This is a genomic window from Enterococcus sp. AZ188 (assembly GCF_050544075.1).
GTDB classification, from domain to species: Bacteria; Bacillota; Bacilli; order Lactobacillales; family Enterococcaceae; genus Enterococcus_D; species Enterococcus_D entomosocium.
In genome coordinates this window covers 1722335-1747402 of sequence record NZ_CP172943.1, presented here as the reverse complement: position 1 = coordinate 1747402, position 25068 = coordinate 1722335, and the positions used below count along the sequence as shown (strand labels likewise).

At 43.6% G+C, this 25068-nt stretch carries 23 protein-coding genes; 2 read left to right on the top strand and 21 right to left on the bottom strand.

The annotated features are described in order from the left end of the window. Position 1 precedes the first annotated feature (1 nt). The 11 genes from IGI86_RS08090 to IGI86_RS08040 all read right to left on the bottom strand — a co-directional run bounded on the left by IGI86_RS08090 (position 2) and on the right by IGI86_RS08040 (position 11287). Positions 2–508 carry a shikimate kinase gene (locus IGI86_RS08090; protein WP_430617903.1) on the bottom strand — a complete coding sequence of 169 codons (507 nt, stop codon included), beginning with the start codon at positions 506–508 and terminating at the stop codon, positions 2–4. After that, positions 505–1794, bottom strand: coding sequence for a 3-phosphoshikimate 1-carboxyvinyltransferase (gene aroA, locus IGI86_RS08085; protein WP_429967191.1), 1290 nt, complete (start codon positions 1792–1794; stop codon positions 505–507). Before aroA ends, IGI86_RS08090 begins: the two co-directional genes overlap by 4 nt. A gap of 9 nt (positions 1795–1803) precedes the next feature. Continuing rightward, a complete protein-coding gene (locus tag IGI86_RS08080; protein WP_008379898.1) occupies positions 1804–2886 on the bottom strand; it encodes a prephenate dehydrogenase in 1083 nt (360 codons plus the stop codon). Positions 2887–2931: 45 nt separating this feature from the next. Further along, complete coding sequence (gene aroC, locus IGI86_RS08075; protein WP_016620144.1) at positions 2932–4098, bottom strand: chorismate synthase; 1167 nt, start codon at positions 4096–4098, stop codon at positions 2932–2934. 19 nt (positions 4099–4117) lie between these two features. Beyond that, the gene (gene aroB / locus IGI86_RS08070; RefSeq protein WP_429967786.1) at positions 4118–5173 is read right to left on the bottom strand and encodes a 3-dehydroquinate synthase; all 1056 of its coding nucleotides are present in this window, start codon (positions 5171–5173) and stop codon (positions 4118–4120) included. Between the two features lie 36 nt (positions 5174–5209). Further along, positions 5210–6235, bottom strand: a complete 1026-nt coding sequence (gene aroF / locus IGI86_RS08065; RefSeq protein WP_005226100.1) for a 3-deoxy-7-phosphoheptulonate synthase — start codon at positions 6233–6235, stop codon at positions 5210–5212. Positions 6236–6275: 40 nt separating this feature from the next. Further along, complete coding sequence (locus tag IGI86_RS08060) at positions 6276–7145, bottom strand: shikimate dehydrogenase (RefSeq protein WP_042890750.1); 870 nt, start codon at positions 7143–7145, stop codon at positions 6276–6278. A gap of 415 nt (positions 7146–7560) precedes the next feature. After that, positions 7561–8319 carry an ABC transporter ATP-binding protein gene (locus IGI86_RS08055; RefSeq protein WP_016620147.1) on the bottom strand — a complete coding sequence of 253 codons (759 nt, stop codon included), beginning with the start codon at positions 8317–8319 and terminating at the stop codon, positions 7561–7563. Next, a complete protein-coding gene (locus IGI86_RS08050; protein ID WP_010748362.1) occupies positions 8319–9203 on the bottom strand; it encodes an ABC transporter permease in 885 nt (294 codons plus the stop codon). Before IGI86_RS08050 ends, IGI86_RS08055 begins: the two co-directional genes overlap by 1 nt. 78 nt (positions 9204–9281) lie before the next feature. Further along, a complete protein-coding gene (gene trpX, locus IGI86_RS08045) occupies positions 9282–10334 on the bottom strand; it encodes a tryptophan ABC transporter substrate-binding protein (protein WP_010748363.1) in 1053 nt (350 codons plus the stop codon). A 377-nt stretch (positions 10335–10711) separates the two neighbouring features. Beyond that, positions 10712–11287, bottom strand: coding sequence for a hypothetical protein (locus tag IGI86_RS08040; RefSeq protein WP_005235969.1), 576 nt, complete (start codon positions 11285–11287; stop codon positions 10712–10714). Between the two features lie 126 nt (positions 11288–11413). On the opposite strand from IGI86_RS08040, the gene IGI86_RS08035 reads away from it, so the two are divergent. Together IGI86_RS08035 and efbA are read left to right on the top strand one after the other, a co-directional pair. Further along, a complete protein-coding gene (locus IGI86_RS08035; protein WP_005235970.1) occupies positions 11414–11812 on the top strand; it encodes a DUF1622 domain-containing protein in 399 nt (132 codons plus the stop codon). 108 nt (positions 11813–11920) lie between these two features. Next, positions 11921–13621: a fibronectin-binding protein EfbA gene (gene efbA, locus IGI86_RS08030; protein ID WP_430617902.1), complete on the top strand. Its 1701-nt coding sequence runs from the start codon at positions 11921–11923 to the stop codon at positions 13619–13621. A gap of 254 nt (positions 13622–13875) precedes the next feature. On the opposite strand, the gene IGI86_RS08025 is transcribed toward efbA, so the two are convergent. The 10 genes from IGI86_RS08025 to IGI86_RS07980 form a co-directional block, all read right to left on the bottom strand. After that, a complete protein-coding gene (locus tag IGI86_RS08025; protein WP_005235973.1) occupies positions 13876–14367 on the bottom strand; it encodes a pyridoxamine 5'-phosphate oxidase family protein in 492 nt (163 codons plus the stop codon). Then, positions 14367–15284: a helix-turn-helix domain-containing protein gene (locus tag IGI86_RS08020; RefSeq protein WP_430617901.1), complete on the bottom strand. Its 918-nt coding sequence runs from the start codon at positions 15282–15284 to the stop codon at positions 14367–14369. The genes IGI86_RS08025 and IGI86_RS08020 overlap by 1 nt, the downstream gene beginning before the upstream one ends. A gap of 323 nt (positions 15285–15607) precedes the next feature. Beyond that, positions 15608–16285, bottom strand: coding sequence for a carbonic anhydrase family protein (locus IGI86_RS08015; RefSeq protein ID WP_016620153.1), 678 nt, complete (start codon positions 16283–16285; stop codon positions 15608–15610). A gap of 157 nt (positions 16286–16442) precedes the next feature. Beyond that, positions 16443–17078 carry an orotate phosphoribosyltransferase gene (pyrE, locus tag IGI86_RS08010; protein WP_005226111.1) on the bottom strand — a complete coding sequence of 212 codons (636 nt, stop codon included), beginning with the start codon at positions 17076–17078 and terminating at the stop codon, positions 16443–16445. After that, positions 17075–17794: an orotidine-5'-phosphate decarboxylase gene (gene pyrF / locus IGI86_RS08005; protein WP_008379878.1), complete on the bottom strand. Its 720-nt coding sequence runs from the start codon at positions 17792–17794 to the stop codon at positions 17075–17077. The genes pyrE and pyrF overlap by 4 nt, the downstream gene beginning before the upstream one ends. Further along, positions 17794–18717, bottom strand: a complete 924-nt coding sequence (locus IGI86_RS08000; protein ID WP_016611756.1) for a dihydroorotate dehydrogenase — start codon at positions 18715–18717, stop codon at positions 17794–17796. Before IGI86_RS08000 ends, pyrF begins: the two co-directional genes overlap by 1 nt. After that, positions 18717–19493: a dihydroorotate dehydrogenase electron transfer subunit gene (locus tag IGI86_RS07995; RefSeq protein ID WP_008379873.1), complete on the bottom strand. Its 777-nt coding sequence runs from the start codon at positions 19491–19493 to the stop codon at positions 18717–18719. Before IGI86_RS07995 ends, IGI86_RS08000 begins: the two co-directional genes overlap by 1 nt. A gap of 21 nt (positions 19494–19514) precedes the next feature. Next, a complete protein-coding gene (gene carB, locus IGI86_RS07990) occupies positions 19515–22700 on the bottom strand; it encodes a carbamoyl-phosphate synthase large subunit (RefSeq protein ID WP_005235983.1) in 3186 nt (1061 codons plus the stop codon). Between the two features lies 1 nt (position 22701). Then, positions 22702–23781 (bottom strand): carbamoyl phosphate synthase small subunit, encoded by a 1080-nt coding sequence (locus tag IGI86_RS07985; RefSeq protein WP_005235984.1) that lies wholly within the window; start codon positions 23779–23781, stop codon positions 22702–22704. 1 nt (position 23782) lies between these two features. Then, complete coding sequence (locus IGI86_RS07980; protein WP_430617900.1) at positions 23783–25066, bottom strand: dihydroorotase; 1284 nt, start codon at positions 25064–25066, stop codon at positions 23783–23785. Positions 25067–25068: the final 2 nt, after the last annotated feature.

Sequence of the window (25068 nt, the reverse complement as noted above, 5' to 3'; positions counted from 1 at the left end):
TTTATGCACCCGCTTTGATCAAAATTTCCTGTACGATTTCTTCTGGTGCTTTGTTCGTCGTTTCAACGATCAATGAAGCAGTTTCTTCATAAAGAGGGATCCGAGGATGGTAAACAGCCAATATTTCTTCTGGTGATTTTGAGACGACTAAGGGACGAATGCTGCCATTATCCGCCTTTAAGCGATGAATCAACTCCTCGGGATCTGTTTTTAAATACACGACGAGCGGCATCTCTTTTAAAAGTTGACGATTTTCTTCTTTTAATACGATGCCCCCACCAGTGGAAATAATTTGTTCCTTTGCCAAAGTTTTAGCTAAAATATCCGTTTCGATTTTGCGAAAGGCTTCCTCACCGTGTTGGTCGAAAAATTCTTGAATGGTCATGCCGATCTCAGCAACGATCAAGTCATCAAAATCCACATGAGACTGTTTCGTTTCTTCAGCCAAAAGACGGCCAATCGTGGTTTTTCCAGCACCCATAAATCCAATTAATATCACTTTTTTCACTCGCTGTTTCCTCCTTTAGCCAAACGTGCGACATCCTCAAAAAAATCAGGATAAGAAACTGCTACGGCTTCGGCTTTTTCTAATTCTACCTCTTCATCTGTCAATAAGGCGGCAATTTGCAGCATCATGCCGATGCGATGGTCCCCCCGACTTGACACACGTCCGCCATGCAAAGGGGTTGGACCGTTGATGATCAACCCGTCCTCGGTGGGAGTGATGTCCGCCCCAAGTTTTGTCAACTCTTCGGCAGTTGCATCGATTCGGTTGGTTTCTTTTACTTTCAGTTCTTCCGCATCTTTGATCACCGTTTTGCCATGAGCCTGCGTGGCTAACAACGCAATGATCGGCAATTCGTCGATCAAGCGTGGGATAATATCGCCAGCGATGGTCACTGCCTGCAAGGTAGAACTTCGAACGGTAAGGTCAGCTGATTGATTCTGATCGTCTTGATTAGAAAAAGCAATTGAAGCACCCATCTCCTCTAGCACGTCAAGAATTCCTGTACGAGTGGGGTTGATCCCGACATTTTTTAAAACGATCTCACTTTCTGGCATAATCGCGCCGGCTGTTAGGAAAAAAGCAGCGGAGGAAATATCACCAGGAACAATTACTTCTTGTCCTTGGAGTGTTTGAGGTCCCGTCACAGTGATCGTTTTGCCTTGTGTTGTGATGACGCCACCGAATTGACGGATCATTTCTTCAGTATGGTTACGGCTCGCCTCTTTTTCAATAATCGTCGAGGTACCTTGTGCTTGCAATGCCGCAAAAATCAGCGCCGATTTTACTTGGGCACTTGCTACGGGCATCTGATAATTGATGGGCTGTAAAGAAGCAGTACCATTAACGGTGATCGGTGGGAACTCCGTCTGCTCATGCCCTCTCACATTGGCACCCATTTCTCTTAATGGCAGCATCACTCGGTTCATCGGACGTTTATTCAAAGAGTTATCGCCGAATAAGGTGGTTGTAAATGGCTGTCCAGCCAAAATCCCCATCATTAAGCGAATCGTTGTACCAGAATTGCCGATATCAATTGGGTCTTGGGCAGGCTTAAGGCCATTAAAGCCCTGTCCTTCAATCGTGATCGTCTGACCGTCATCATGGATTGGAACGCCTAATGATTGAAATGCATGAAGGGTGCTATAGCAGTCTTCTCCACGCAAGAAATTACGGACAATCGTTGTCCCTTCGGCTAACGCCCCGAACATGATACTACGATGCGAGATTGATTTGTCAGCAGGGACTGCTATCGTCCCTTTTAGATGTGTTGCTTTTTTTAGTTTCATAACGGCCTCCTATTTTTTTCGACATGAATAGGTCGTCTTTTTTTGAATCAGCTGCTCTGCTTGCAGCAAATCATTTTGCGTTTTGAATGAAATCTGTAAAACACCAATAATATCTTCTCGAGTTTCAAGAATTTTCAAGTTGATCAAAGAGAGCTGATGTTCGCTCAATAGCCCCGTCACTTCAGCGACAACGCCGGGATGATCCGGTACATCGATGAATAGATCATAGAATGCTGGGATCGCCCCATTTTGATGAACCGGCAATTGATCCCGTGTTTCCTTCGCGGATTCAAAAAACCGAAAGATCGCCCTTTCGTCTTTTTTCTGCAACCAGTGAGCCATGGTCGTCATTTGTTTTTGCCACTCATCGATCAGCTGCAGCAGCTCCTGTCGATTACTCAATAAGATATCGGTCCACATACGAGGATCTGAAGAAGCAATGCGAGTGATATCGCGAAAACCGCCTGCTGCAAGTTGCTGCGCTCTAGGGTGTTCGTGGTTGAAGGCATCTGCCTGATTGACTAATCCCGAAGCAATAATATGGGGCAGATGGCTCAACATCCCTGTGATTTGATCATGCTCTTGGGGAGCAAGTGCCACATATTTGGCTCTAGTGCCGCGAAAAAGCTCTTGTAGTTCTTCCACACGCTGACTTTTCGTCGGTGTGAAGATATAGTAAGCATTCTCGAAAAGGTTCTCATCGGCTGCTGTGATCCCTGATTTATGAGAGCCAGCCATCGGATGGCCCCCAATAAAATCAAAGGAAAAGGACTCGGCAAATTGCGTGATTTCCGCTTTGGTACTGCCGGTGTCTGTTACTAGCACCGAAGGCTTTAATGAAAGTGCCCCCAGTTCGGCAAGATAGTTTTTGGTGATCTCTACCGGCAATGCCAACAAAATCACGTCGGCACGGACAGCACCTTCAGAAAATGAAGGGGGCACTTCGTCTACTAAATTTGTTGCTAATGCGATCTCATTGGTTTCCTGACAATCCCACCCCATCAAATGCACTTGCGGATGTGCCTTTTTGATACATGTTGCTAAGGAAGCGCCGATCAATCCTAGACCGGCGACGAAGATATTTTGGCTCATGAAAAGAATCCTCATTTCTACTGGAATTTTTTGCTGTTTCTTTAATCAGTAGGTTAACAAGTATTCTCGATACGCCTGAACAGATGCGGTCAATTCTTCGAAAGAATCACTTGGAAACTTTTCTAATAGTTCATTGGCCACCACTGTTGCCACCACACTCTCACAAACAACACTAGCTGCTGGTACAGCGGTGCTATCTGAGCGTTCGACGCTTGCTTTATACGGTTCTTTGCTGTCGATATCAACACTTTGCAACGGCTTGTACAAGGTCGGGATCGGCTTCATAACCCCGCGAACCACAATTGGTTCCCCGTTCGTCATGCCGCCTTCAAAACCACCTAGGTTGTTGCTGCGACGGGTGTAGCCCCGTTGTTCGTCCCATAAAATCTCATCCATGACTTTTGAACCCGGTAAAACACCTGCCTCAAAGCCAACACCGAACTCAGCCCCTTTAAAGGCGTTGATACTGACCACGGCTTGGGCAATCTTCGCATCAAGTTTTTTGTCCCATTGCACGTAACTGCCAAGACCAGCAGGAACGCCGCCAACAAGCACTTCCACTACGCCGCCGATCGTATCACCATTTTTCTTCGTTTGATCGATCAACTGTTTAATTTCTTCCTCGACAGATGGATCTAAGACTCTTACTTCCGAGGCTTCAGAGCGTTGTGCGATTTCTTTGACAGTCAAGCCTTCTGGAATTTCTGCTTTGATGCCGCCTAACATCGTTACATGACCTGCCACATCGATGCCAAGCTCCTTCAAAATTTTCTTCGCGATTGCGCCGATGGCTACCCGCATAGTCGTTTCCCGGGCAGATGAACGTTCCAGGACGTTTCGTAGATCTTGATGGTGGTATTTCATGCCGCCGACCAAGTCAGCATGACCAGGTCTTGGTCGTGCCACTCGTCGTAGTTTGCGGTCTTTTTCTGGTACCTCTTCGATTGCCATGACCTTGGTCCAATTTTTCCAATCTTTGTTCTCGACCACTAAAGTCACAGGAGAGCCTAATGTTTTTCCATGACGGATACCGGAAGTGATACGGACTTGGTCTTTTTCAATCAACATCCGTCCCCCACGACCATAGCCGGTTTGTCGTCTCGCTAATTCAAAATTGATGTCTTCTGCTGTTAATGGCAATCCTGCCGGTAACCCTTCGATAATGGCGGTCAACTCTGGTCCATGTGATTCGCCTGCTGTAATATAACGCATGATCCGTTACCTTCCTTTCTTATACTAGGTAGTCTTTGATTTTTTCAGTCGGGATCGTCACGATTTTCGCCTGTCCGATCGCTTCTAATAGAATAATCTTCAATTGTTGCCCGCGGGCTTTTTTATCATGAGTGATTGCTTGGTATAATTGCTCTTTATCTATTTCCCTTGGTGTAATCGGCAAGTGAAACTTCTCAACCATTTCTGTAATTTGCTGGGTCGTACCTTTTGGTGTTAATCCGGTGGCCTCTGCATGTCGGGTAATCATAATCATCCCCATCGCAACGCCTTCTCCGTGACTAGTCTCAAAAGCAGCCGTTCTTTCTAAGCCATGACCGATCGTATGACCGAAGTTCAGTGTCAGACGACTACCATGATCAAAGGGGTCTTCTTCCACTACTTTTTGTTTAACCTTTAAAGAAGCTGTGATCACATTTTCAGCGTGGGCCAACAAATCGGCTTCATCTTTCAAACCTGCTAACGTTTGCCAAAGTTCAGGATCTGCAATAGCGGCTGACTTGATGATTTCAGCAATGCCTTCTTGGACGCGTTTAAGCGGCAAACTTTCAAGTAAATCTGGATCGATCATCACCCCGGCTGGTTGGGCAAACGTGCCAACGAGATTTTTGGCACTGCCAGTATTTACAGCTGTTTTCCCGCCGATACTTGAATCGACCTGTGCCAATAACGTCGTCGGAATCTGCAAGAAATCAATGCCGCGCATATACGTAGAAGCAACAAATCCTCCGAGATCACCGATCACACCGCCACCAAGGGCAATGATTCCATCGCTTCTGGTCATTCCGAATTGGGCAAGACCATCATATAAACTAGCTGCTTGCTCTAGTGATTTGCTTTTTTCGCCGGCTGGTACGATTAACAGTGTCGCTTCAAACCCGGCAGCGGTTATGGAATCAACGATTTGTCCGCCATACAGGGGTGCGACATTGCTGTCTGTAATGACGGCAATGCGCTGTTTGTCCCACAACTGTTGTACCCAAGTTCCAACTTTTTGAAACGACCCTCGTTTGATGAGGATATCATAGGAATGTTCTTCTAAGTGAATGTGTAACATTGATTTTTGCACCTCTTTTATTGGTTGTCTTCACGCTTAGTCTTGCAACGCTTTGATTTCTTTCATCGCTTTTTCCATGATATGGACTTCTTTCATCATGTTCATGTACGTTTTTTCATTAAGTGATTGAGGGCCATCAGACCAAGCATTGGCTGGATCTGGATGGATCTCAACGATCATCCCATCGGCGCCAGCAGCAACACCCGCTCTTGCCATTGGTGGTACAAGATCCCAAATACCTGTTCCATGACTAGGATCAACGATGATTGGGAAGTGGCTCAATTTTTTGATGATTGGTACTGCACTTAGATCAAAGGTATTACGGGTTGCTGTTTCGTAAGTTCGGATCCCACGTTCAATGAAAATCACTTCACTTTTATCTTGAACGGCGATGTATTCCGCAGCATTCAACCATTCGTCGATCGTGCCTGAGATGCCTCGTTTAAGGCCAATTGGTTTCCCGGTTTTTCCAACGGCAGCTAGCAATTTGAAGTTTTGCATGTTCCGAGCACCAATCTGTAAAATATCACTGTATTCCGCCACCATATCGATATGCCCTTCGTCCATGACTTCTGTGATGACTTTCATGCCAGTTTCATCAGCTGCTTGGCGAATGTATTTTAGCCCTTCTTCTTCAAGCCCTTGGAATGCGTAAGGCGACGTGCGGGGTTTGAAGGCACCACCACGTAAGATTTGTGCACCACCAGCTTTGGCGATTCGGGCACATTCACGAATTTGGTCTAAGCCTTCAATCGAACATGGACCAGCCATCGTAACAAAGTTGCCGTCACCGATTTTCACACCATCTACATCCACAACCGTATCTTGCGGATGGAACTCACGAGAGGTCAATTTGTAAGTATTTGAGATCCGAATGGCATCTTCGACACCTTCGTAGCTGCGAAAAGCAACATCTTGGATGCGGCGTGTATCCCCTTTTAACCCGATAACGACCTGTTCTTTTCCTTGGTTGACTTGAACATCTAAGCCTTCTTTTTTGATTCTAGTTACAACAACTTCAACTTGTTCTGGCGTAGCGCCTGGTTTCATAATTACGATCATTTTTTCTTCCTACTTTCGTTTTTTCTAATTTTTTTATTTTTTACATGGATTCAATAAGTGCTTTTACTTTTTCAACAGGCATTTCTTGGCCTGTCCAAAGTTTAAATGCAGCTGCACCTTGATACAGCAACATGCTTAAGCCGTTTGCAGTTTTGGCACCGACTTCTTTCGCATCTTTCAAAAGCTGCGTTTCTCTTGGATTATAGATGACATCATAGACAGCTAATGATTCCCGCAAGAGTGTTTTGTCTTTTAGAGGACTTACCGTATCATTCGGCTTCATCCCCACGCCAGTAGCATTAACTAAAAGACTGCTTTGATCGATGGCTGTTTTTAGAGCCGTCTGATCTTCTAAATCCGTTAATGTGATCTCAGAGGCGGTCTTTTCTGCGATCTGTGTCAATTTTTCCTGAATGATTGGATAAAACTCATCCTTGCGGTTAAAGACACGGATCGTTTTGACACCATCTAGTGCAGCTTGACTAATGATTGCTGTCGCTGCTCCACCTGCACCGATCACAGTCATCGTTTTTCCAATGATCGACACTTGAATGTCTTCAAGTGCGCGCATAAAGCCGATACCATCTGTATTGTGCCCAATCAATCGCCCCTCTCGATTGACGATTGTATTGATTGCGCCGATCAGCTCGGCTGCTGGTGAGCATTCATCCATCAACGGTACTGCTGCCATTTTATGGGGCATTGATAGATTGACACCTAAGAGATCCAACTGACGGATGCTTTGGATACTAGCGGCTAAATCATCCGGCTCAACATCAAAGGCCAGATACACGGCGTCGATCCCTTGTTCTTCAAAAGAAAGATTGTGCATCGCTGGAGAGATGCTGTGTTTGGCTGGTTTGGCAAATAGTGCCGCCAACCGTGTGTGACCGGTTATCATTTGTTTCATCTGGTTCATTCCTTTCAACAAAAAAAGATGTCCACCGTAGATATAAGAATCTACAGTGGACACCTTCAAACATTACATATCGGCAAAGCTAGATATGTGAATATAAAAAATAGCCACTATAGATTTTACGATCTACGTGGCTGCGAATTCATTACGAAATGCTCTAGCCATCATAGATACAAACTTAGCGTTTGTACCCATGCCTTCATGAATACAAACCTATCTAAAATAGCTAAAGTAATATTTATTCAGTTGTGTGGGGTTCGTTAGCAATAATTTTTGCATAGTCCTTCGCTCCAAACTGATGTAAGATTGACCTAAGTATAGGTTTAACTTTGAAAGATGTCAATGATTTTTTCTTATTTTTTTCATTTATTTGATTAGTTTTTTTGAAAACACTGTTCTATCAAGGGCTTTATAAGTCGTCTTCAAAGAACAGTAACAGTTCTGGTAAACTTAAGCGCACTTTTTCATCTGCTGAAAGATCCTTAACGATTTCCCCTTTTCTGAGCAGGATCAGGCGGTCTCCGTATTTTAATGCATCTTCCATCCGATGGGTAATCATGAGACAAGTTAGGTTTTGTTCTTCCACGCGTTTTGCAGTGATTTGCATCAGCTGTTTGGAGGTCTTTGGGTCTAACGCAGCCGTATGTTCATCTAGCAACAACAGTTTTGGTGTTTGGATCGTTGCCATCAATAAACTTAGTGCCTGTCGTTGACCGCCGGATAAACTGCCCGTTGGCGTATCCAAATGATTTTCCAACCCATTGCCGATTTCTTTACAAAGGGCATAGAACGTTTCTCTTTGCCCTTGGAGTTGTCGAAGACCTAGTGACCGTTTTTCCCCTCTTTTTTGTGCTAATAGAAGATTTTCTGCCACTGTCATACGGGGAGCCGTCCCCATTTTCGGGTCTTGGAAGACACGTGCCAAAAAGCGGGCGCGTTTTTCTTCCGAAAGTGCGGTCACGTTTTGATCATCGATCATCACTTGCCCACTCGTCAAGGGCATGGTGCCTGAGATGCAGTTGAATAACGTACTTTTGCCGGCGCCATTTCCTCCGACGACCGTGACAAATTCTCCTGGTTTTAAAGAAAGATCGATTTTATTCAAGAGCACTTTTTTCTCATTCGGTCCGTTGCCGACAACTTTAAAGGCTTTTTTTAAGGCTAACATTATTCATCCTCCGTTTCAAAACCAGTGCGTAGATGCAAGGCTTGTTTAAATTGAGGGATCAACAGGCAGATCGTCAAGACGATTGCAGAGAAGATCTTCAAGTAAGTCGTATCAAATCCAGCTTTGATCACAAATAGGATCAATAATTGGTAGATAATGCTGCCGATTACGATAGCGATCAGACGTTCCAGCAAGGTCAATTCACCATATAATACCTCACCAATGATGATTGACGCCAGTCCGATAACGATCACACCGATTCCCTTGCTTATGTCGGCGTAGCCGTCGTTTTGAGCGATCAATGCGCCTGAGAGTGCGATCACGCCATTGGAGACGATCAGTCCAATGATTTTCATTCGATCCGTATTGATCCCCATTGACTTGGCCATGTGTTCGTTATCCCCGGTAGCAATATAAGCTTGACCCAAGTTGGTATGGAAAAAGTAAACCAAGACGCCCCCAATCAACAAGACCATGATCAATCCGATAATCACCGTATCATAATAATTCGGTAAATTCATTCTAGTAAAAAAATCTTGAATTTTCGGTTGGTTTAATAAAGAGAGGTTTGGTGAGCGCATCACAAACAGCATGACCGAGTTCAATGAAGACATCACCAAAATACCTGCTAAAATCACGGGAATTTTGCCTTTTGTATAAAGAAGTCCTGTCACACAGCCCGCACACATCCCAGCCAATACTCCTAAACAAGTCGCTAAGACGGGCGACACCCCATGGGTGATCGCTGTCACACAGACAGCACCGCCTAACGGAAAGGACCCTTCCGTCGTCATATCCGGGAAATTCAAAATACGATAGGTCATAAATATCCCTAAACCAAGGATCCCCCAAAGTAGCCCTTGCCCTATTGCTGAAACAATCATCATTCTTCCTCCATATTCTTACAAGTTTTCTCTTTCAAGACCCTCTCGGTGATCGCAGGTGATTGCTGTTTCTAATTGTTACTCATCACTTGCTTCACTTTCCGGAGTCGTTGTAATCAATTTTGCCTCGTCTTTGAGGTTTTCTGGGATAGTGATTCCCAATAACTGCGCTTGTGTTTCATTAATGATCGTTTCGCCATCGCTGAATGTATAGATCGGCGTTGTCGCAGGTTCGGCCGTCCCGTCAAGAATTGCTGCCACCATCTTCCCAGTTTCGACCCCAATCGTAAATTGATCTTGCCCAACCGTTGCTAAGCCGCCTTGTTCCACCATCGTATCAACAGACGTGATGATGGGCGTTTTTGATTTATTGGCTTCTTGTACTACCGTCTGCATTGCGTTTGCGATCGTGTTATCTAACGGAATATAGATAAAGTCGACTTCTCGTGCCATCACTTGCACCATTTGAGCAATTTCGTTACTTGAAGGAACGGCATACGATTTGCTGGTCAAGCCATTTTCTTCGGCAGCAGCTTCTGCTTCTGCCACTTGGTATTTCGAATTGTCTTCAGTCGAAGAATACAAAATGCCGACTGTTTTTGCCTCCGGCAGCAAATCTTTTGCTAGTTTGATTTGCGCAGCGACGGGTGCTTTATCTGAAACACCAGTGATATTTCCACCGGGTTGATCCATATCTGCCACGAGATTTGCCCCAACTGGATCAGTGACCGCTCCTAAAACGATTGGTACATCCTGAGTGACATTCGCCAACGCTTGTGCTGCGGGTGTTGCTACCCCAACCAAAACGTCGGCATCTTTATTTAGCAGCTGCTGGCTCATCGTTGCCAATTTGCTTTGATCCGCTTGACCGTTCTGGAATTCGATCGTCAAGTTGTCCCCTTCGGTATAGCCTGATTCTTTAAGGCCTTCTTTGATCCCCTCGGTGATCGCATCCAGTGCTTCATGACTGACAAATTGTAGGATCCCGACTGTTTTTTCAGCTTTTTCTACTGGTTCCGAAGTCTCACTAGCTTGATTGGTCCCACTTCTCATTCCTAACTGATAGACAAATGTCGCTCCTAAAAATAATAAAATAACGGCAACCGATGCAATTAATCCCTTGTTTTTCATTTTTCATTCTCCTTTTTCTGCTTACGTTTTTCGTGTTTTTCATTTTATGGTTTTTGAGAACAAAAAAAGCAACTGCCTATGTGACGGCAATTGCAAGTAAGCAAAAGCCGCATAGAAGCTTGTCCTATGCGGCGATAAATTCAACTACCAGCATAGATACAGCACTTTAGAAGGTTCTCTAAAAAGTTGTATCTATGGAATGAGGTCCCATCAATACAACTATCTACGCCAGTTTTGCCATGATTTCACTTGCAATGGAATAAATAGTTTCATGATTGTTCCTCCTTCTCAACTTGTTTTCTTTCTTGATTGAATTCAGTTTAGCCTATTGATAAAAAAACGTCAACAATTTTCTGTCAAATTGTCAGATTTTTTTATCAATCATTGGCAGAAGAACGAATCGTCCACATGGGTAAACGATTCAATTCTGGGATGAATTCCGTCGTTGGCTGCTCAAATGAATCAAAAGTAAAGCGATTTTTCTCGACTCCTTCTTCATAGAAGACAAAGGTCACTTTATCAGGATCAATGTCATATTCATTGGAGAAAAATGCCACGTCATAGACGATCGGATAATAAAAAAATGTTCGATTCATTTCGTCTTCCTGTGCTTGGATCAGATCAAACACTTGATCCAGCTGTGGGCCATTTGGTTTACTGTACATCACAGAAATCGCTCTTGTTTCGCGAATCGTCTTATCAGCTGTCAAATATGGTAATGGCTGTACTTTTTCCGAAGGTAACTTGTCGAAAGCGATTCGATCCACTAAAGAGGCGTTGATGCGATTTTGAGAAAAAACGATCAAGCCTGCAAAAACCAGCGCGAAAAGAATGCCTCCGATCAGCGTGAAAATCGTTTTTTTCTGATCTCGGTATAGATCATCTAACAAAGCCTGCCAGCTTTCCACTGTTTTTTCTTTCGTGTAATGAACAAAGTTCCTAACTTGTTCCATAATTTGCCCACCTTTTTTAAAAATCCTACTATTAATTCATACTATCAATTCCCTTCTAGAACGTCAAGAAACTTCACATTTCTTCGATAATTCGGTAAGATAAAAGAAAACGGTAAAGGAGTCATTATGCATAATCTAGCTAGTTCTTTGATGACTGGAGCCAACCCAATCTTCGATTTCATTGTTGTCTGTTTAAACTTTCTCTCCATTTTCGTCATCGTTTGGGGTGTGTTGATCGCAGGCATTGATTTCGTGCGCTACGAATTAACAGAAAAGGACCGTTTGGTGGCAGCCAGAGAGAATAATTTTATCCGCAATTATTTAGGGAGTTATGTCTTATTAGGTCTTGAGATCTTGATTGCAGCAGATATTATTGAGACGATCATCCACCCTACTTTCGAAGACATCGTACGTCTAGCTGCAGTCGTTATTATTCGAACAGTCATCTCTTATTTCTTGAACAAAGAAATTGAGCGTGCACTGCAAACCACCGATCACCAACCTAACAAGAAAAAGGAAAGCTAGCTGCCATGGCTTTTCTTTGGATTCTTCGGTATAATAGATAGGAATATTTGACATTGGAAGGATCAATCCCTCAGTCAAACTATCCTTATAAGAAAAGAGGGAAACAATATGTCTTTTGATGGTGTTTTTACCCATTTAATGGTCAAAGAATTACAAAATCAATTAACCAGTGGACGTGTGAACAAAATTCATCAACCTTATGAAAATGAGGTCGTATTTGTGATCCGTGCCCAAGGGAAAAATCATAAACTTTTGCTATCCGCACATCCCACCTATGCTCGTGTGCAATGCACAACGATCGCCTATAGCAATCCAGAAACCCCACCGAATTTCTTGATGATGCTGCGGAAATATTTAGAAGGGGCGATCTTAGAATCAATCGAACAAATCGACAATGACCGTGTGATCCATTTTCATTTTACTCGACGAGATGAACTAGGTGATTTACAATCCCTCGTCTTGATTGTCGAATTGATGGGCCGTCACAGCACGATTTTATTAATGAATAAGACGAGCGGAAAAATTGTCGATACAATCAAACACATTGGTCATTCACAAAATACGTATCGTACTTTATTACCGGGTGCTACTTATATTGCACCACCAAAGCAAACAACACTTAATCCTTTTACAGCCTCTCGCACCAAAATTTTTGAAGAATTATCGACCATCGATCCCTTGACGGCAAAAGAACTTCAACAACGATTCCAAGGCTTAGGCCGCGATACAGCAGAAGAATTAATCGCTCGAATCAATGCCAATCCCAATGAAAAACTGCGTCAGTGGGAAGCTTTCTTTACAGAGCTTACCCAGGAGCTAGCACCAAGTTATCTCCAGTCAGAGAAAAAGGAATATTTTACACCAATTCCCTATCCATCATTGATCGATGCGACCACCACTGTCACCTCTTATCAGAGTCTGAGCGAGCTTTTAGATGCGTTTTATCACGACAAGGCGGAAAGAGATCGGGTCAAACAACAAGGTGGCGAATTACTAAAGAAGATTGAGAATGAACTGAAACGGAACCAATTGAAGTTAAAGAAACGCCAACAAACGTTAATCGATTCAGAAAACGCCGAAGAATTTCGTCAAAAAGGTGAGCTTTTGACGACCTTTATGAATCAAGTCCCCCGTGGTGCTGCTTCAGTTGATTTGGAAAATTACTATGATGAGAATCGGCTTTTGACGATCAAATTAGATCCCGCTCTTTCTCCCAATCAAAATGCTCAGAAATATTTTCAACGTTATCAGAAATTAAAAAATGCAGTCAAATTGGTCCATCAGCAGATTGCCGAAACGAAAGAAGAAATCGCGTATCTCGAATCCGTGTTAGCCCAATTAGAAATCGCCTCTCCAATGGATCTGGCGGTTATTCGGGAAGAACTGATTGCACAAGGCTATGTCAAAAATCGGATGAAACAGCGTAAAAAAGCCGCTCCTTCGCAACCAGAACGATTTCTTTCTTCAGACGGAACAGAAATTTTCGTTGGAAAAAACAATTTACAAAATGACCAACTGACCTTAAAAACAGCTCGTAAGAGTGATATCTGGCTGCATACCAAAAATATTCCTGGCTCTCATGTCATCATTCGTTCGGATGATCCTAGTGAGACAACCTTAATGGAAGCTGCAGAGCTTGCCGCATATTTCTCAAAATATCGTCAATCTGCCCAAGTACCGGTGGACTATGTGCAAGTCAAACATATTCGGAAACCGAATGGTGCCAAACCTGGATTCGTCATTTATGAGAATCAAAAAACGCTTTTTGTGACACCTGATGAGGGAATTTTGAGATTAAAACAGTCCTAGCTGCTCCTCAGCCTATTCGGATCAAAAAATCATAGTGTAATCAATAAAAGAACCGACCACAAAAGCGCTGCGAAACTACACGCGCTTGTGATCGGTTTTTATGCTTTTTCCTTCTATCTACTGCTCTTTCAGCGAAAATTTTGCTTAGCTTGAAACACAAAAGGCAAGCCTTCTCAGAATTTAGCCATCGACGTATCTGCTAGATCCGATAGAATGGCATTCGAAAATCACCGTGAGAAAGTAGCTTCTGCTAGCTAATAAATTCCACCATCCTCCATAGTGACTTTCTTCTCGAAATCAAAATGATACAGCTTTTCCCAGTGATTGATATTCAACGTTCCTTTGGTCAAATGGATTGCTAGAAAGCAACAGCCTTTATCATTCTCATTGTTGACTTCGTCGTACCAGACAAAGGCTTTGCGAATTTTGCATCTTAATTCTGCATTTTTAGGGTCTAGCACCCAACCTAAATTCTCCCCTTGACCGACCGCAGTAAACCATTCACCGCTAACAGCAATGGAAACTGCTGGGTTCTTTTTGATTTGCTTGATTTTATTGGATTGCTCGTGTGTCGACACGTAAAAAACGCCCTCTTCATAAAAAGCATCAACTTCTCGAACGACTGGTTGTATGTGTCCCTCTACAGTTTTGTCACAAGCTGTCGTCGCAAGGGCAATCACATTGTCTTTAAAATGTCCGAATTTTTCTTCAAGCAGCTTTATTCCTTCTTCATACTGGTGGGTCATTATTCTGTTCCTCCTTGCATCATAATTCTTTTTTTAAAAGGAATCCATAATTCGACATGAACCACATGATTTTCCCCTTTTCGATAAAGCTCAGGAAAAAAATTCTCAGCAATCCAGCCATTTTTCTTGAGCCAAAAACGGGTATAACGCATCGCCTTTCCCATATTGATGATCAGTTGCTCTGAGACCGTATCAAAACTGCAAACAATATACTCACGTTCTGGTAAAGTCCATTCAGTGCAGTTGAGAAATTGCGAACCATCAGATATTTGACCAACAAAATAACTTGAATAGCCTTCAGGCGCATCTCCCGGAAATGAAACACCGATCAGGCAATGATCGGTGCGAGGCTGATTGGCAGTCTTTTGATAAAAATCATGCCAAATATCATCAATCGGATCAATCCCTGTTCGTTGGCCCAGCATTTTTCCATACTTAAATGGATAGTAACCAACAACGCCACAAAAAACCAGCGGTTGCTGATTTCGCTTCTTCTGAATCTCCAAAACGACTCCTTCGCTGATCAATGGATTGCCTTCTTCTGTGACAATATACCCTAAAGATAGATCCGGCTTATCAAAATTTTGCAAGCCGATCGGCGCTTTTTGGTAAAGAGAAGGTGAAAGTCCATAAACGGTCTTAAAGGTTCTTGAAAATACTGCATGGCTGCTAAAACCAACCTCAAAAGCGACCTCAATGACTCGACTTTTTCTGTCTTTTAATAAAACAGCGGCTCTGGCCAGACGACGCAGTTTTATATATTCCCTAACAGAAATTTTAACTAAGCGAGTAAATAAGCGTTGATAATAAAATACAGAAAGTGATGCGACTTGTGCTAACGTTTCGATCTCTAGCGACTCAGCAAGATTGTCTTCGATAAAATCGATGGATTTTTGGATTGCTTCCCATGCATGCATATGGATTTCCTTTCTTTCACTATAAAATACTCAGCCAAAAAAGCTTTACCGTGTCTGCTCTTTTTCTAAAAAAAACTATATTTGTATTTATTTTCACAATGCATTAACTGCCGAGAATCAGCTTATTTAATATTTTAGCATAGCCTTCATGGTCCTAGAATATAAAAATAAAAAAAGACGAAGAGTTTTCGTCTTTTTCTAGTCAATGACATTCTAAAAATTCTAACATCATTTTTATTGATTACCCTTACGAAGTGGTTTCTATACTGACCATCAAATGAAGTCAGTGATAAACACTACGTAAAAGGATCTATTTTTATAAATTAATAGAAATAAATAGGTCGATCTTTGCGGTCTTGTAATGGGCGATTATTGTTTTCTAACACTTCTTCCCGGAATTCCAAAATGAAGCGGCGGCTCATCTCCCCGATCCAGTCAAAGACGAACCAATTGATTGGCCCTTTGGTTGGCGGTGTCGTCAACGAACCCACATAATGGAAATGGTGGGTGCGTTCTGGTAAGAACATAGTCGGATCAAACCATTGCGTATGGTTTTCAAAGTCCCAGATGCTGTCGTCTTGCTGATTGCAGATCCAGTTGAGCTTATCCGTCAATTTGAATAAGATGCCCACAACCAAGTTTTCTCCGTCCTCATTCATATGGACGAGATGAAACTCTAATTCTTGCTGTTCATCATCGATAATATGTTCAGACGGCATGTGGAAATGAATATCCGTCAAATAGTAGTTGATCCCTTTAAATGTGACATAACTTTCTTTGTTATATGGAACGAAGTGAATCGTATTTTTGAATTCTTTTTCCGTGAACCGCTCTCGTTTATAGTGAAAAGCCAAGTCCTGATCGATAGGTTCTTCGGTTTCATCGTGAACTAAAGCAATTGGGGATTGGTAAGGAAATTCGGCGCCTTGTGCATACCAATCGCACAAAGTGTGCCAATGTTCAGGTCCATTGTCTCCGGAATAACTCCAGGGAACATCCATATTTCTTTTCAAAAAAACAGCCTCCTAATTCAAGTTGACAGCAAGGAATAGCCCTTCCTATCAAAAAAACTTTCTCCCAATGCTATCAGAAAATAGGTGAAAATAAAACGAATATGCTTGGTCATTCCCTCACATATCCGTTTCTTATTTCAATTCCTTATTCACTCAACCAAGCAGCAGGATCTTTTCGCCACTCTTGTAACAGGGCAACATCAGACTCTTGAATAGCACCCGTTTCTAAAGCCGACTCGATCAACGCTGTATAGTTTGTCAAAGTCACATAGGATAGACCTGCTTGGTCAAAATTCTCTTGGACTTGAGGCAGCTCGTAAGTAAAGATCGCAGCGACGCCTAATACGTCGGCTCCTTCTCTTTTGGCTGCTTCACAAGCTTCTAAGACACTGCCACCTGTTGACAATAAATCTTCAATGACGACCATTTTTTGATTTGGCTGAATACGACCTTCAATTTGATTGCCTTTGCCATGTTCTTTTGCTTTGCTGCGAATATAAACCATTGGCAAATCTAACAATTCAGCGACCCAAGCAGCATGGGGAATCCCGGCTGTTGCGGTCCCTGCAATCACTTCTGCTTCGGGATAAGTCGTTTTGATGACTGCAGCTAAGCCTTTCGCAATGGCGCGACGTACATGAGGATAACTCATAGTGATTCGATTGTCGCAGTAAATAGGGCTTTTGATGCCGCTTGCCCAAGTAAATGGTTCATTCGGTCGTAAAAAAATCGCCTCGATGTCTAAAAGATCTTTGGCAATTTGATTGGATTGTTCTTTCATTGGCTAGCTTCCTTCCATTCTTGTTTTATTTGCAGATAACTTTCATACGGTGTCTTAGACTGGGTGATTGGACGTCCCACAACGATCATGGTAGCCCCCGCATTGCGAGCTTGTGCAGGTGTCATGATTCGTTTTTGATCGCCAACTTCACTGCCAGCTGGTCGGATACCAGGCGTCAAGCGTATGAAGGCATCGGTTGTTCTTTGCTTGATCTGTTTTGCTTCGTGTGCGGAGCAAACAACACCGTCTAATCCAGCTTTTTGGGCACAGGTGGCGTAATGGATAACACTTTCTTGCAGTGACGTCATGATCTGCTGATCATGATGCATTTGTGCCTCACTAGTGGAGGTCAATTGGGTAACTGCAATCAAATCAGGGACTTTGTCTCCAGCGGGGGTTCCTTGTTGCAGACCTTTTTTAGCAGCAGTCATCATTTCAATCCCGCCGGCTGCATGAACATTCGTCAAAGCAACACCTAAAGAAGCTAAGCGCTCCATTGCTCGTCCAACAGTATTAGGGATATCATGTAATTTTAAATCTAAAAAAATGTCATGGCCAAAGGATTTCAACCAAGTGACGATCGCTGGTCCTTCTTGGTAGAAAATCTCCATTCCAACTTTTACAAATAATTTTTCTCCCGCAGGAAATTGCGCTAAAAATGTTTCAATAGCCTGTTTGTTGGGGAAATCTAAGGCAATAATTGGTCGTTCACTCATCACACGTGCTCCTCTCTCACTTCTTTTATCAACTGTTCCAAAGAAGTGATCCCTAATTCTGCCATTCGGATAGGCAATTCTTCAATCAATTTTGGGCAAATGTAAGGATCGGTAAAGTTTGCAGTTCCTACTGCAACTGCACTTGCACCTGCCAGATACATTTCAAGTACATCATCCACTGACATCACGCCCCCCATGCCAATAATTGGTAATTGAGAAACTTGCGCCACTTGTTTGATTAGGCGGATCGCCACTGGTTTGATTGATGGACCAGACAAGCCCCCGGTTTGGTTGGCTAAAATCGGTTTTCGTGTTTTTAAATCGATCCGCATGCCCAAAAGCGTATTGATCATCGTAAACCCGTCGGCGCCGCCTGCTTCGATCGCTTTTGCAATTGGGACAATATCCGTCACATTCGGCGAAAGTTTGACATAGATCGGCACTTGCGAGACTTTTTTGACCGCTTCAGTCAATGCACCAGCAACCGCAGGATCGGTTCCGAAAGTGATACCGCCATGTTTGACGTTAGGGCAAGAGATATTCAATTCGATCGCTTTGACATTTTCTGCCTGACTGATTTCCTGACACACAAGAACGTAATCTTCGACGGTCGAACCAGCAACGTTTGCAATGATCGGTAACTCTGGATGTTTTTGAGCTAAGTCCGGCAATATTTGATTCATGACCGTTTCTAACCCAGGATTTTGCAACCCGATGGCATTTAACATACCACTAGGCGTTTCCGCTACCCTTGGGGTTGGATTGCCAAAACGTGGTTCAGGTGTGGTCGCTTTGATCATCACCGCACCTAATTGACTGATGTCATAATATTTATCATATTCTGCACCAAACCCAAAACAGCCGCTGGCAGGCATGATCGGATTTTTTAGACTCAATCCGGGTAGCTCGACGTTGATCGACATTAAATGACCACCTTTCTCGCCTGAAATACAGGCCCTTCGTCACAAACTTTGACACTTTTTGTACCTTGTTCGTCATCTTTCGTATGGCAAACACAGGCATAACAGGCACCCATCCCGCAAGCCATTCGCGCTTCCATGGATAATTGAACATCTGAAAGGTCTTCGAAAAGCTGGGCGGTGGTTTTTAAAAGACCGTTATTTCCGCAGGCAAAGACTGCCGCAGGTGTTTGCTCTGCAGCTAATAACAGGTTGCCAACATTTCCTTGTAAACCAGCGCTGCCATCATCGGTAGCGATCCTCGTATCTCCCAGTGCGCGAAATTCCTCTTCATAATACATGACGTCTTTGCTGGCAAAGCCCAAAAAGTGAATGACGTGGATCCCTTGTTGCGTCAGACGTTTCGATAGTTCGTAGAGCGGCGGTACACCGATACCGCCACCTACGATAAATGCAGTGTCCCCTTGGTTTAAATGATGATAGCGAAACCCATTTCCTAAAGGCCCCATCACATCGATTGGATCCCCAACGGTCATTTCTGAAAAAATTCGTGTGCCATCTCCTTCGACCCGGTAAATGATTCGGCATTCTTTTTTCTCAGCATCGATATGATTGATACTGATCGGTCGGCGAAGAAGAAAGGCATTTTGAGGAACCCGCAGGTGCAGAAACTGCCCTGGGGTCCTCATCTCATTGACTAATTCACCAGTCAATGTCATTTCAAAAATCCGTGGTGCCAGTTGACGCTGTTTGCTGATGGTCATGATTTCTTGCTTCATCAAAAAACTCCTTTATCTGCGTTAAATTGCTTTTGTTGAAAAACTGCGGGATTCCATCACTTTTAGAATTGCATCCGCTGTATCAAGAGAAGTAAAGGTCGGTACACCATGCTCCACTGCTTCTCGGCGAATGATAAATCCGTCTTCCGTTGCATTTTGGCGATCTTTGTCCATGGTATTGACTACTACTTGGGTCGTTCCTTTACGGATCAAATCAACAACCGTTTCTTCTGCTTGTTGATCAGAGATTTTAGCAACTCGTGTCACTTGCAGGCCTTTTTCTTCAAAGTAATCAGCGGTTCCATTGGTAGCCATTAAGGTGAAGCCGACCTCTACGAAACGCGCCGCCAGTGCTGCTGCCTCTTCTTTGCTTTCGTCTGCAACGGTGAAAAGTGCTTTTCCAAATTCAGGAATATGCAGGCCTGATGCCTCAAAAGCTTTATAAAGTGCTTTTGCCAAATCTTTATCTGATCCCATTACTTCACCCGTTGATTTCATTTCAGGGCCTAAGTAAGTATCGACTTTTAAAAGTTTTGTAAAGGAGAAGACAGGTGCTTTGATGTGTACTTCATTTGGTGTTGGAGCAAGTCCGTCTTGATAACCTAACGCTGTGATCTCTTCCCCGAGAATCGCCTTCGTGGCAATTTGGGCCATTGGGATCTCTGTTACCTTGCTTAAAAATGGCACGGTTCGGCTAGCACGAGGATTTACTTCAATGACATACACTTTGTTCTCATGGATGACAAATTGGATATTCATCATACCGATACAATTTAAACCTAATGCCAAGCGTTTGGTATATTCTTCGATCGTAGCAATTAGTTCATCCGAAAGATTTTGCGGTGGATAGACTGCCATTGAATCTCCTGAATGGACCCCTGCACGCTCGATATGTTCCATGATTCCAGGAATCAAAACAGTTTTGCCGTCACAGATAGCATCGACTTCACATTCTTTACCAACCAAGTAACGATCGACCAAGACAGGATGTTCTGGTGATGCTTTCACTGCATGACGCATATAATCTTCTAAATCGGCTTGGTTTTCCACGATTTCCATCGCACGTCCCCCTAAGACATAACTTGGGCGGACTAAAACAGGATAGCCGATTTTTTGTGCGATGGCGATCGCTTCTTGTTCGTTCGTCGCCGTGTCGCCTGGTGGTTGCGGAATATCTAGTGCTTGTAATGCTTGCTCAAAGAGATCGCGGTTTTCGGCACGATCAAGATCTTCAATGCTGGTGCCTAGGATTTTTACTCCGGCTTTCACCAAAGGTTCGGCTAAATTGATCGCCGTTTGCCCGCCAAATTGGACGATGACCCCAATTGGCTGTTCCAAATCGATCACATGCAAGACATCTTCTAAGGTCAACGGTTCAAAATACAGCTTGTCGGAGATAGAAAAATCAGTCGAAACCGTTTCAGGATTACTGTTCATGATGATCGCTTCATAGCCAGCAGCTTGGATCGCTTTCACCGAGTGCACTGTTGCATAGTCGAACTCCACCCCTTGTCCGATTCGGATCGGTCCAGAACCTAGGACAAGAACAGATTCTTTTTCACTGCGCTTGCTTTCATTCTCAAACTCATAGGTGCTGTAGAAATAAGGTGTTGCTGATTCAAATTCTGCGGCACATGTATCTACCATTTTGTAGACAGGCAAAATCTTTTGCTCATGACGCAGCGTGCGGATCTCAGCTTCCGTGGTTTCCCACAGCTCAGCGATCTTTTTATCCGTAAAGCCGTTTTGCTTGGCTTTTTTCAACACATCAAGGGAATGTGGTTCGTTTGCTAATGCTTGTTCGATCTCAAAGATGTGAAGCATTTTATCTAAGAAGAATAAATCGATTTTCGTCATTTCATTCAAATCTTCGATAGTATACCCTCTTCGGATGGCTTCCATGACGTAGAACAGGCGATCATCTTGGGCCTTGATGACCTTCTCCATCAGATCATTGTCAGAAAGAGCTTCTAGTTCTTTCATTTCGATATGATGTGTGCCGATTTCCAATGAACGAACAGCTTTCAGTAATGACTCTTCAATATTACGACCAATGGCCATCACTTCTCCAGTTGCTTTCATTTGTGTTCCTAATCGACGTTCCCCCGTTTCAAACTTGTCAAACGGCCAGCGAGGAATTTTTGCCACAACATAGTCAAGGGCGGGTTCAAATTCTGCATAGGTGGTTTCTGTGACTGGATTTTTCATTTCATCCAATGTTAAACCGACGGCAATTTTCGCTGCCAATTTGGCAATTGGATAACCTGTTGCTTTACTTGCTAGTGCAGACGAACGAGAAACCCTTGGATTTACTTCAATCACATAGTAATTAAAGCTATGTGGATCAAGTGCCAACTGAACGTTACAACCACCTTCTATTTTTAATGCGCGAATAATTTTTAATGACGCATCTCGCAACATTTGGTATTCATGGTCTGACAGTGTTTGACTAGGGGCAAAGACGATGGAATCGCCGGTGTGGATGCCGACTGGATCGAAGTTTTCCATATTACAAACAACGATCGCGTTGTCTGCAGAATCCCGCATCACTTCATATTCGATCTCTTTAAACCCAGCAATACTACGTTCAATCAAGCATTGGGTCACGGGCGAGAGCTTCAAGCCGTTTTCAGCGATTTGGCGTAATTCTTCTTCATTGTTACACATGCCACCGCCCGTTCCTCCTAGCGTAAATGCTGGACGAACAATGATTGGAAAGCCGATTTTTTTCGCAAATTCAACTGCTGCTTCCACCGTTGATACGATTTCGGATTCTGGGATCGGTTGATCCAATTCTTCCATTAATTGTTTGAATAAATCTCGATCTTCTGCCTGATCGATTGCCGCTAATTTGGTTCCTAGCAACTCAATTCCTAATTCATCCAAAATACCTGAGTTGGCTAATTCCATCGCCATATTCAAGCCCGTTTGTCCGCCTAATGTCGGTAAAATTGCATCAGGCTGTTCTTTACGTAAAATCCGTGAGACAAACTCAAATGTGATTGGTTCAATGTAGACTTTGTCAGCAATTTCTTTGTCCGTCATGATCGTTGCGGGATTCGAATTGACTAACACCACTTCGTAGCCTTCTTCTCGTAAAGCTAAACAAGCTTGTGTACCGGCATAATCAAATTCTGCCGCTTGTCCTATAATAATCGGTCCAGAACCGATTACCATGATTTTCTTGATATCTGTACGTTTTGGCATATTAGTTCTGCTCCTTCCATGCATCGATCATCTCTAAAAATTCGTCAAATAAGTGGACCGCATCATGCGGGCCCGGTGCCGCATCTGGGTGGTATTGGACACTGAATGCTGGGTAGCGGCGATGACGAACCCCTTCGATCGTGCCATCGTTCACTTCGACGTGTGTCACCATTAGTTTTTCAGGATCGATGGATGCTTCATCCACAGCAAAGCCATGGTTTTGTGAGGTAAAATCGATCCGACCAGTGGCGATCTCTCTTACCGGATGGTTCAATCCGCGGTGACCGAACTTCATTTTATAGGTATCTGCCCCATTCGCTAATGAGAAGAGCTGATGGCCTAAACAAATCCCGAAGATCGGTACCTTGCCTTGAATCCCTTGTATCATTTTAATTGCTTCTGGCAAGCTTTTAGGATCACCCGGTCCATTTGTCAGCATTACACCATCTGGTGCGAGGTCTAAAATTTCTTGCGCTGTCGTATTGTATGGCAAAATCGTTAAATTGCAGTTGCGGCGTGACAACTCCCGTAAAATACTGTGCTTCAAGCCGAAGTCGATGACCACGATATTGCGACCCGTTCCAGGACTTGGATAAGGTTTTGAGGTAGAAACTTGTGCCACTTGATTGGTTGGTAAAACCGCCGCTTTTAATTGATCAAAGGCATGGTCAAAGACATCTCCTGCATCAACGATACTCGCTTTCATGGTCCCATGTTGACGGATCTTTCTTGTCAGCGCGCGTGTATCGATTCCTGCGATCCCTGGAATATTTTTGCGTTTTAAAAATTCATCTAACGTCAGCTGTTTCCGCCAATTGCTCGCTAGACGCGCGTGTTCTTTCACAACGACCCCTTTACAAGTCGGTGAAATTGATTCGTAGTCGTCTCGGTTGACGCCGTAATTTCCAACCATCGGATACGTAAACGTAATGATTTGTCCGTTAAAGCTTTGATCCGTAATGGCTTCTTGATAGCCCGTCATGCTGGTGGTAAAAACAATCTCACCAAATACATTGATACTGGCACCAAAGCCTTCGCCTTCAAAGTATGTTCCATCTTCTAAAATAAGCCAACGTTTCATATTATTGCCCACCTTTTTGCCATACTAATTTTCCATTTACAAATGTATAACTTGTATCCCCATATAACGTCCATCCACCGAAAGGCGTATTGACTCCTTTTGATAGAAATTGCTTAGGATCCACGTTATAAGCTGATTCTAAGTCAAAAATCGCGAGATCGGCTTTGTCTCCGACCATCATCGTTCCGGCGCTTAGACCAAAGATTGATGCTGGTTTCACGGTCATCCAATCCACTAGTTGCTGCAAGGTAAAGCGTCCTGTTTTGACAAAATGAGTGTACAACAATTGGAAGGCATATTCTGATCCGACGATGCCAAATGGTGCTTTTAAAAAGCTTTTCATTTTTTCTTCATAGCCATGTGGGGCATGATCCGTCGCGATACAATCGATCGTGCCATCCAGCAGACCTTCGATCAACGCTTCACGGTCTTCTTGCCCACGTAACGGTGGGTTCATTTTCCAAAAGCCTTCATCGGCAGGAATATCTTCATCGATTAGAAGCACATGATGAGGAGAAACTTCAGCTGTCACATGGATACCAGCTTTTTTGGCATCTCGGATCACTCGAACACTTTCTTTGGTCGAGACATGGCAGACATGGTAATGAGCACCTGTTGCTTCCGCCAAAAGTACATCACGAGCGATTTGAGAAGCTTCCGTTACACTCAAGATCCCCGGTAGTCCAAGTTCTTCTGCTTTTTTACCAGCATGCATCACGCCGCCAAAGAGTAAGGAGTCATCTTCTGTATGGGCAACCAAGGCCAAGTCATTTTCGGCTGCTTGCTTCATGGCCAGATACATTGTGCCAGCAGTCTGAACACCCACGCCATCGTTCGTCAAGGCGAAAGCGCCAGCAGCTTTCATTCCAGCTGCATCCGTCAACGTTTCACTGCGTAAGTTTTCTGTGATCGGGGCGTATTGTAAGACATTGATTGACGCATCTGCGTTGATTTTTTCGTAAACAGCTGTTAATTTTTCCGGTGTATCGGGAACTGGGTCAAGGTTTGGCATTGCGCAAACTGTCGTGAACCCACCGCGAGCTGCTGCGATGCTGCCCGTTTCAATTGTTTCTTTGTACTCAAAGCCTGGTTCTCTGAAGTGTACATGAACATCCACTAAACCTGGCGTGATCAATTGCTCTTTGGCATCGATGACTTCGTCAAAATCTGTTTCGGGAAATGCTGTACCGATCCCGCGAATGATTCCTTCTTCGATCCAAATTGCTGCAGGAACACAGTGATTGTCTTTTTTGATGATTTTACCGTTTTTAATGAGTGTTTTCATGT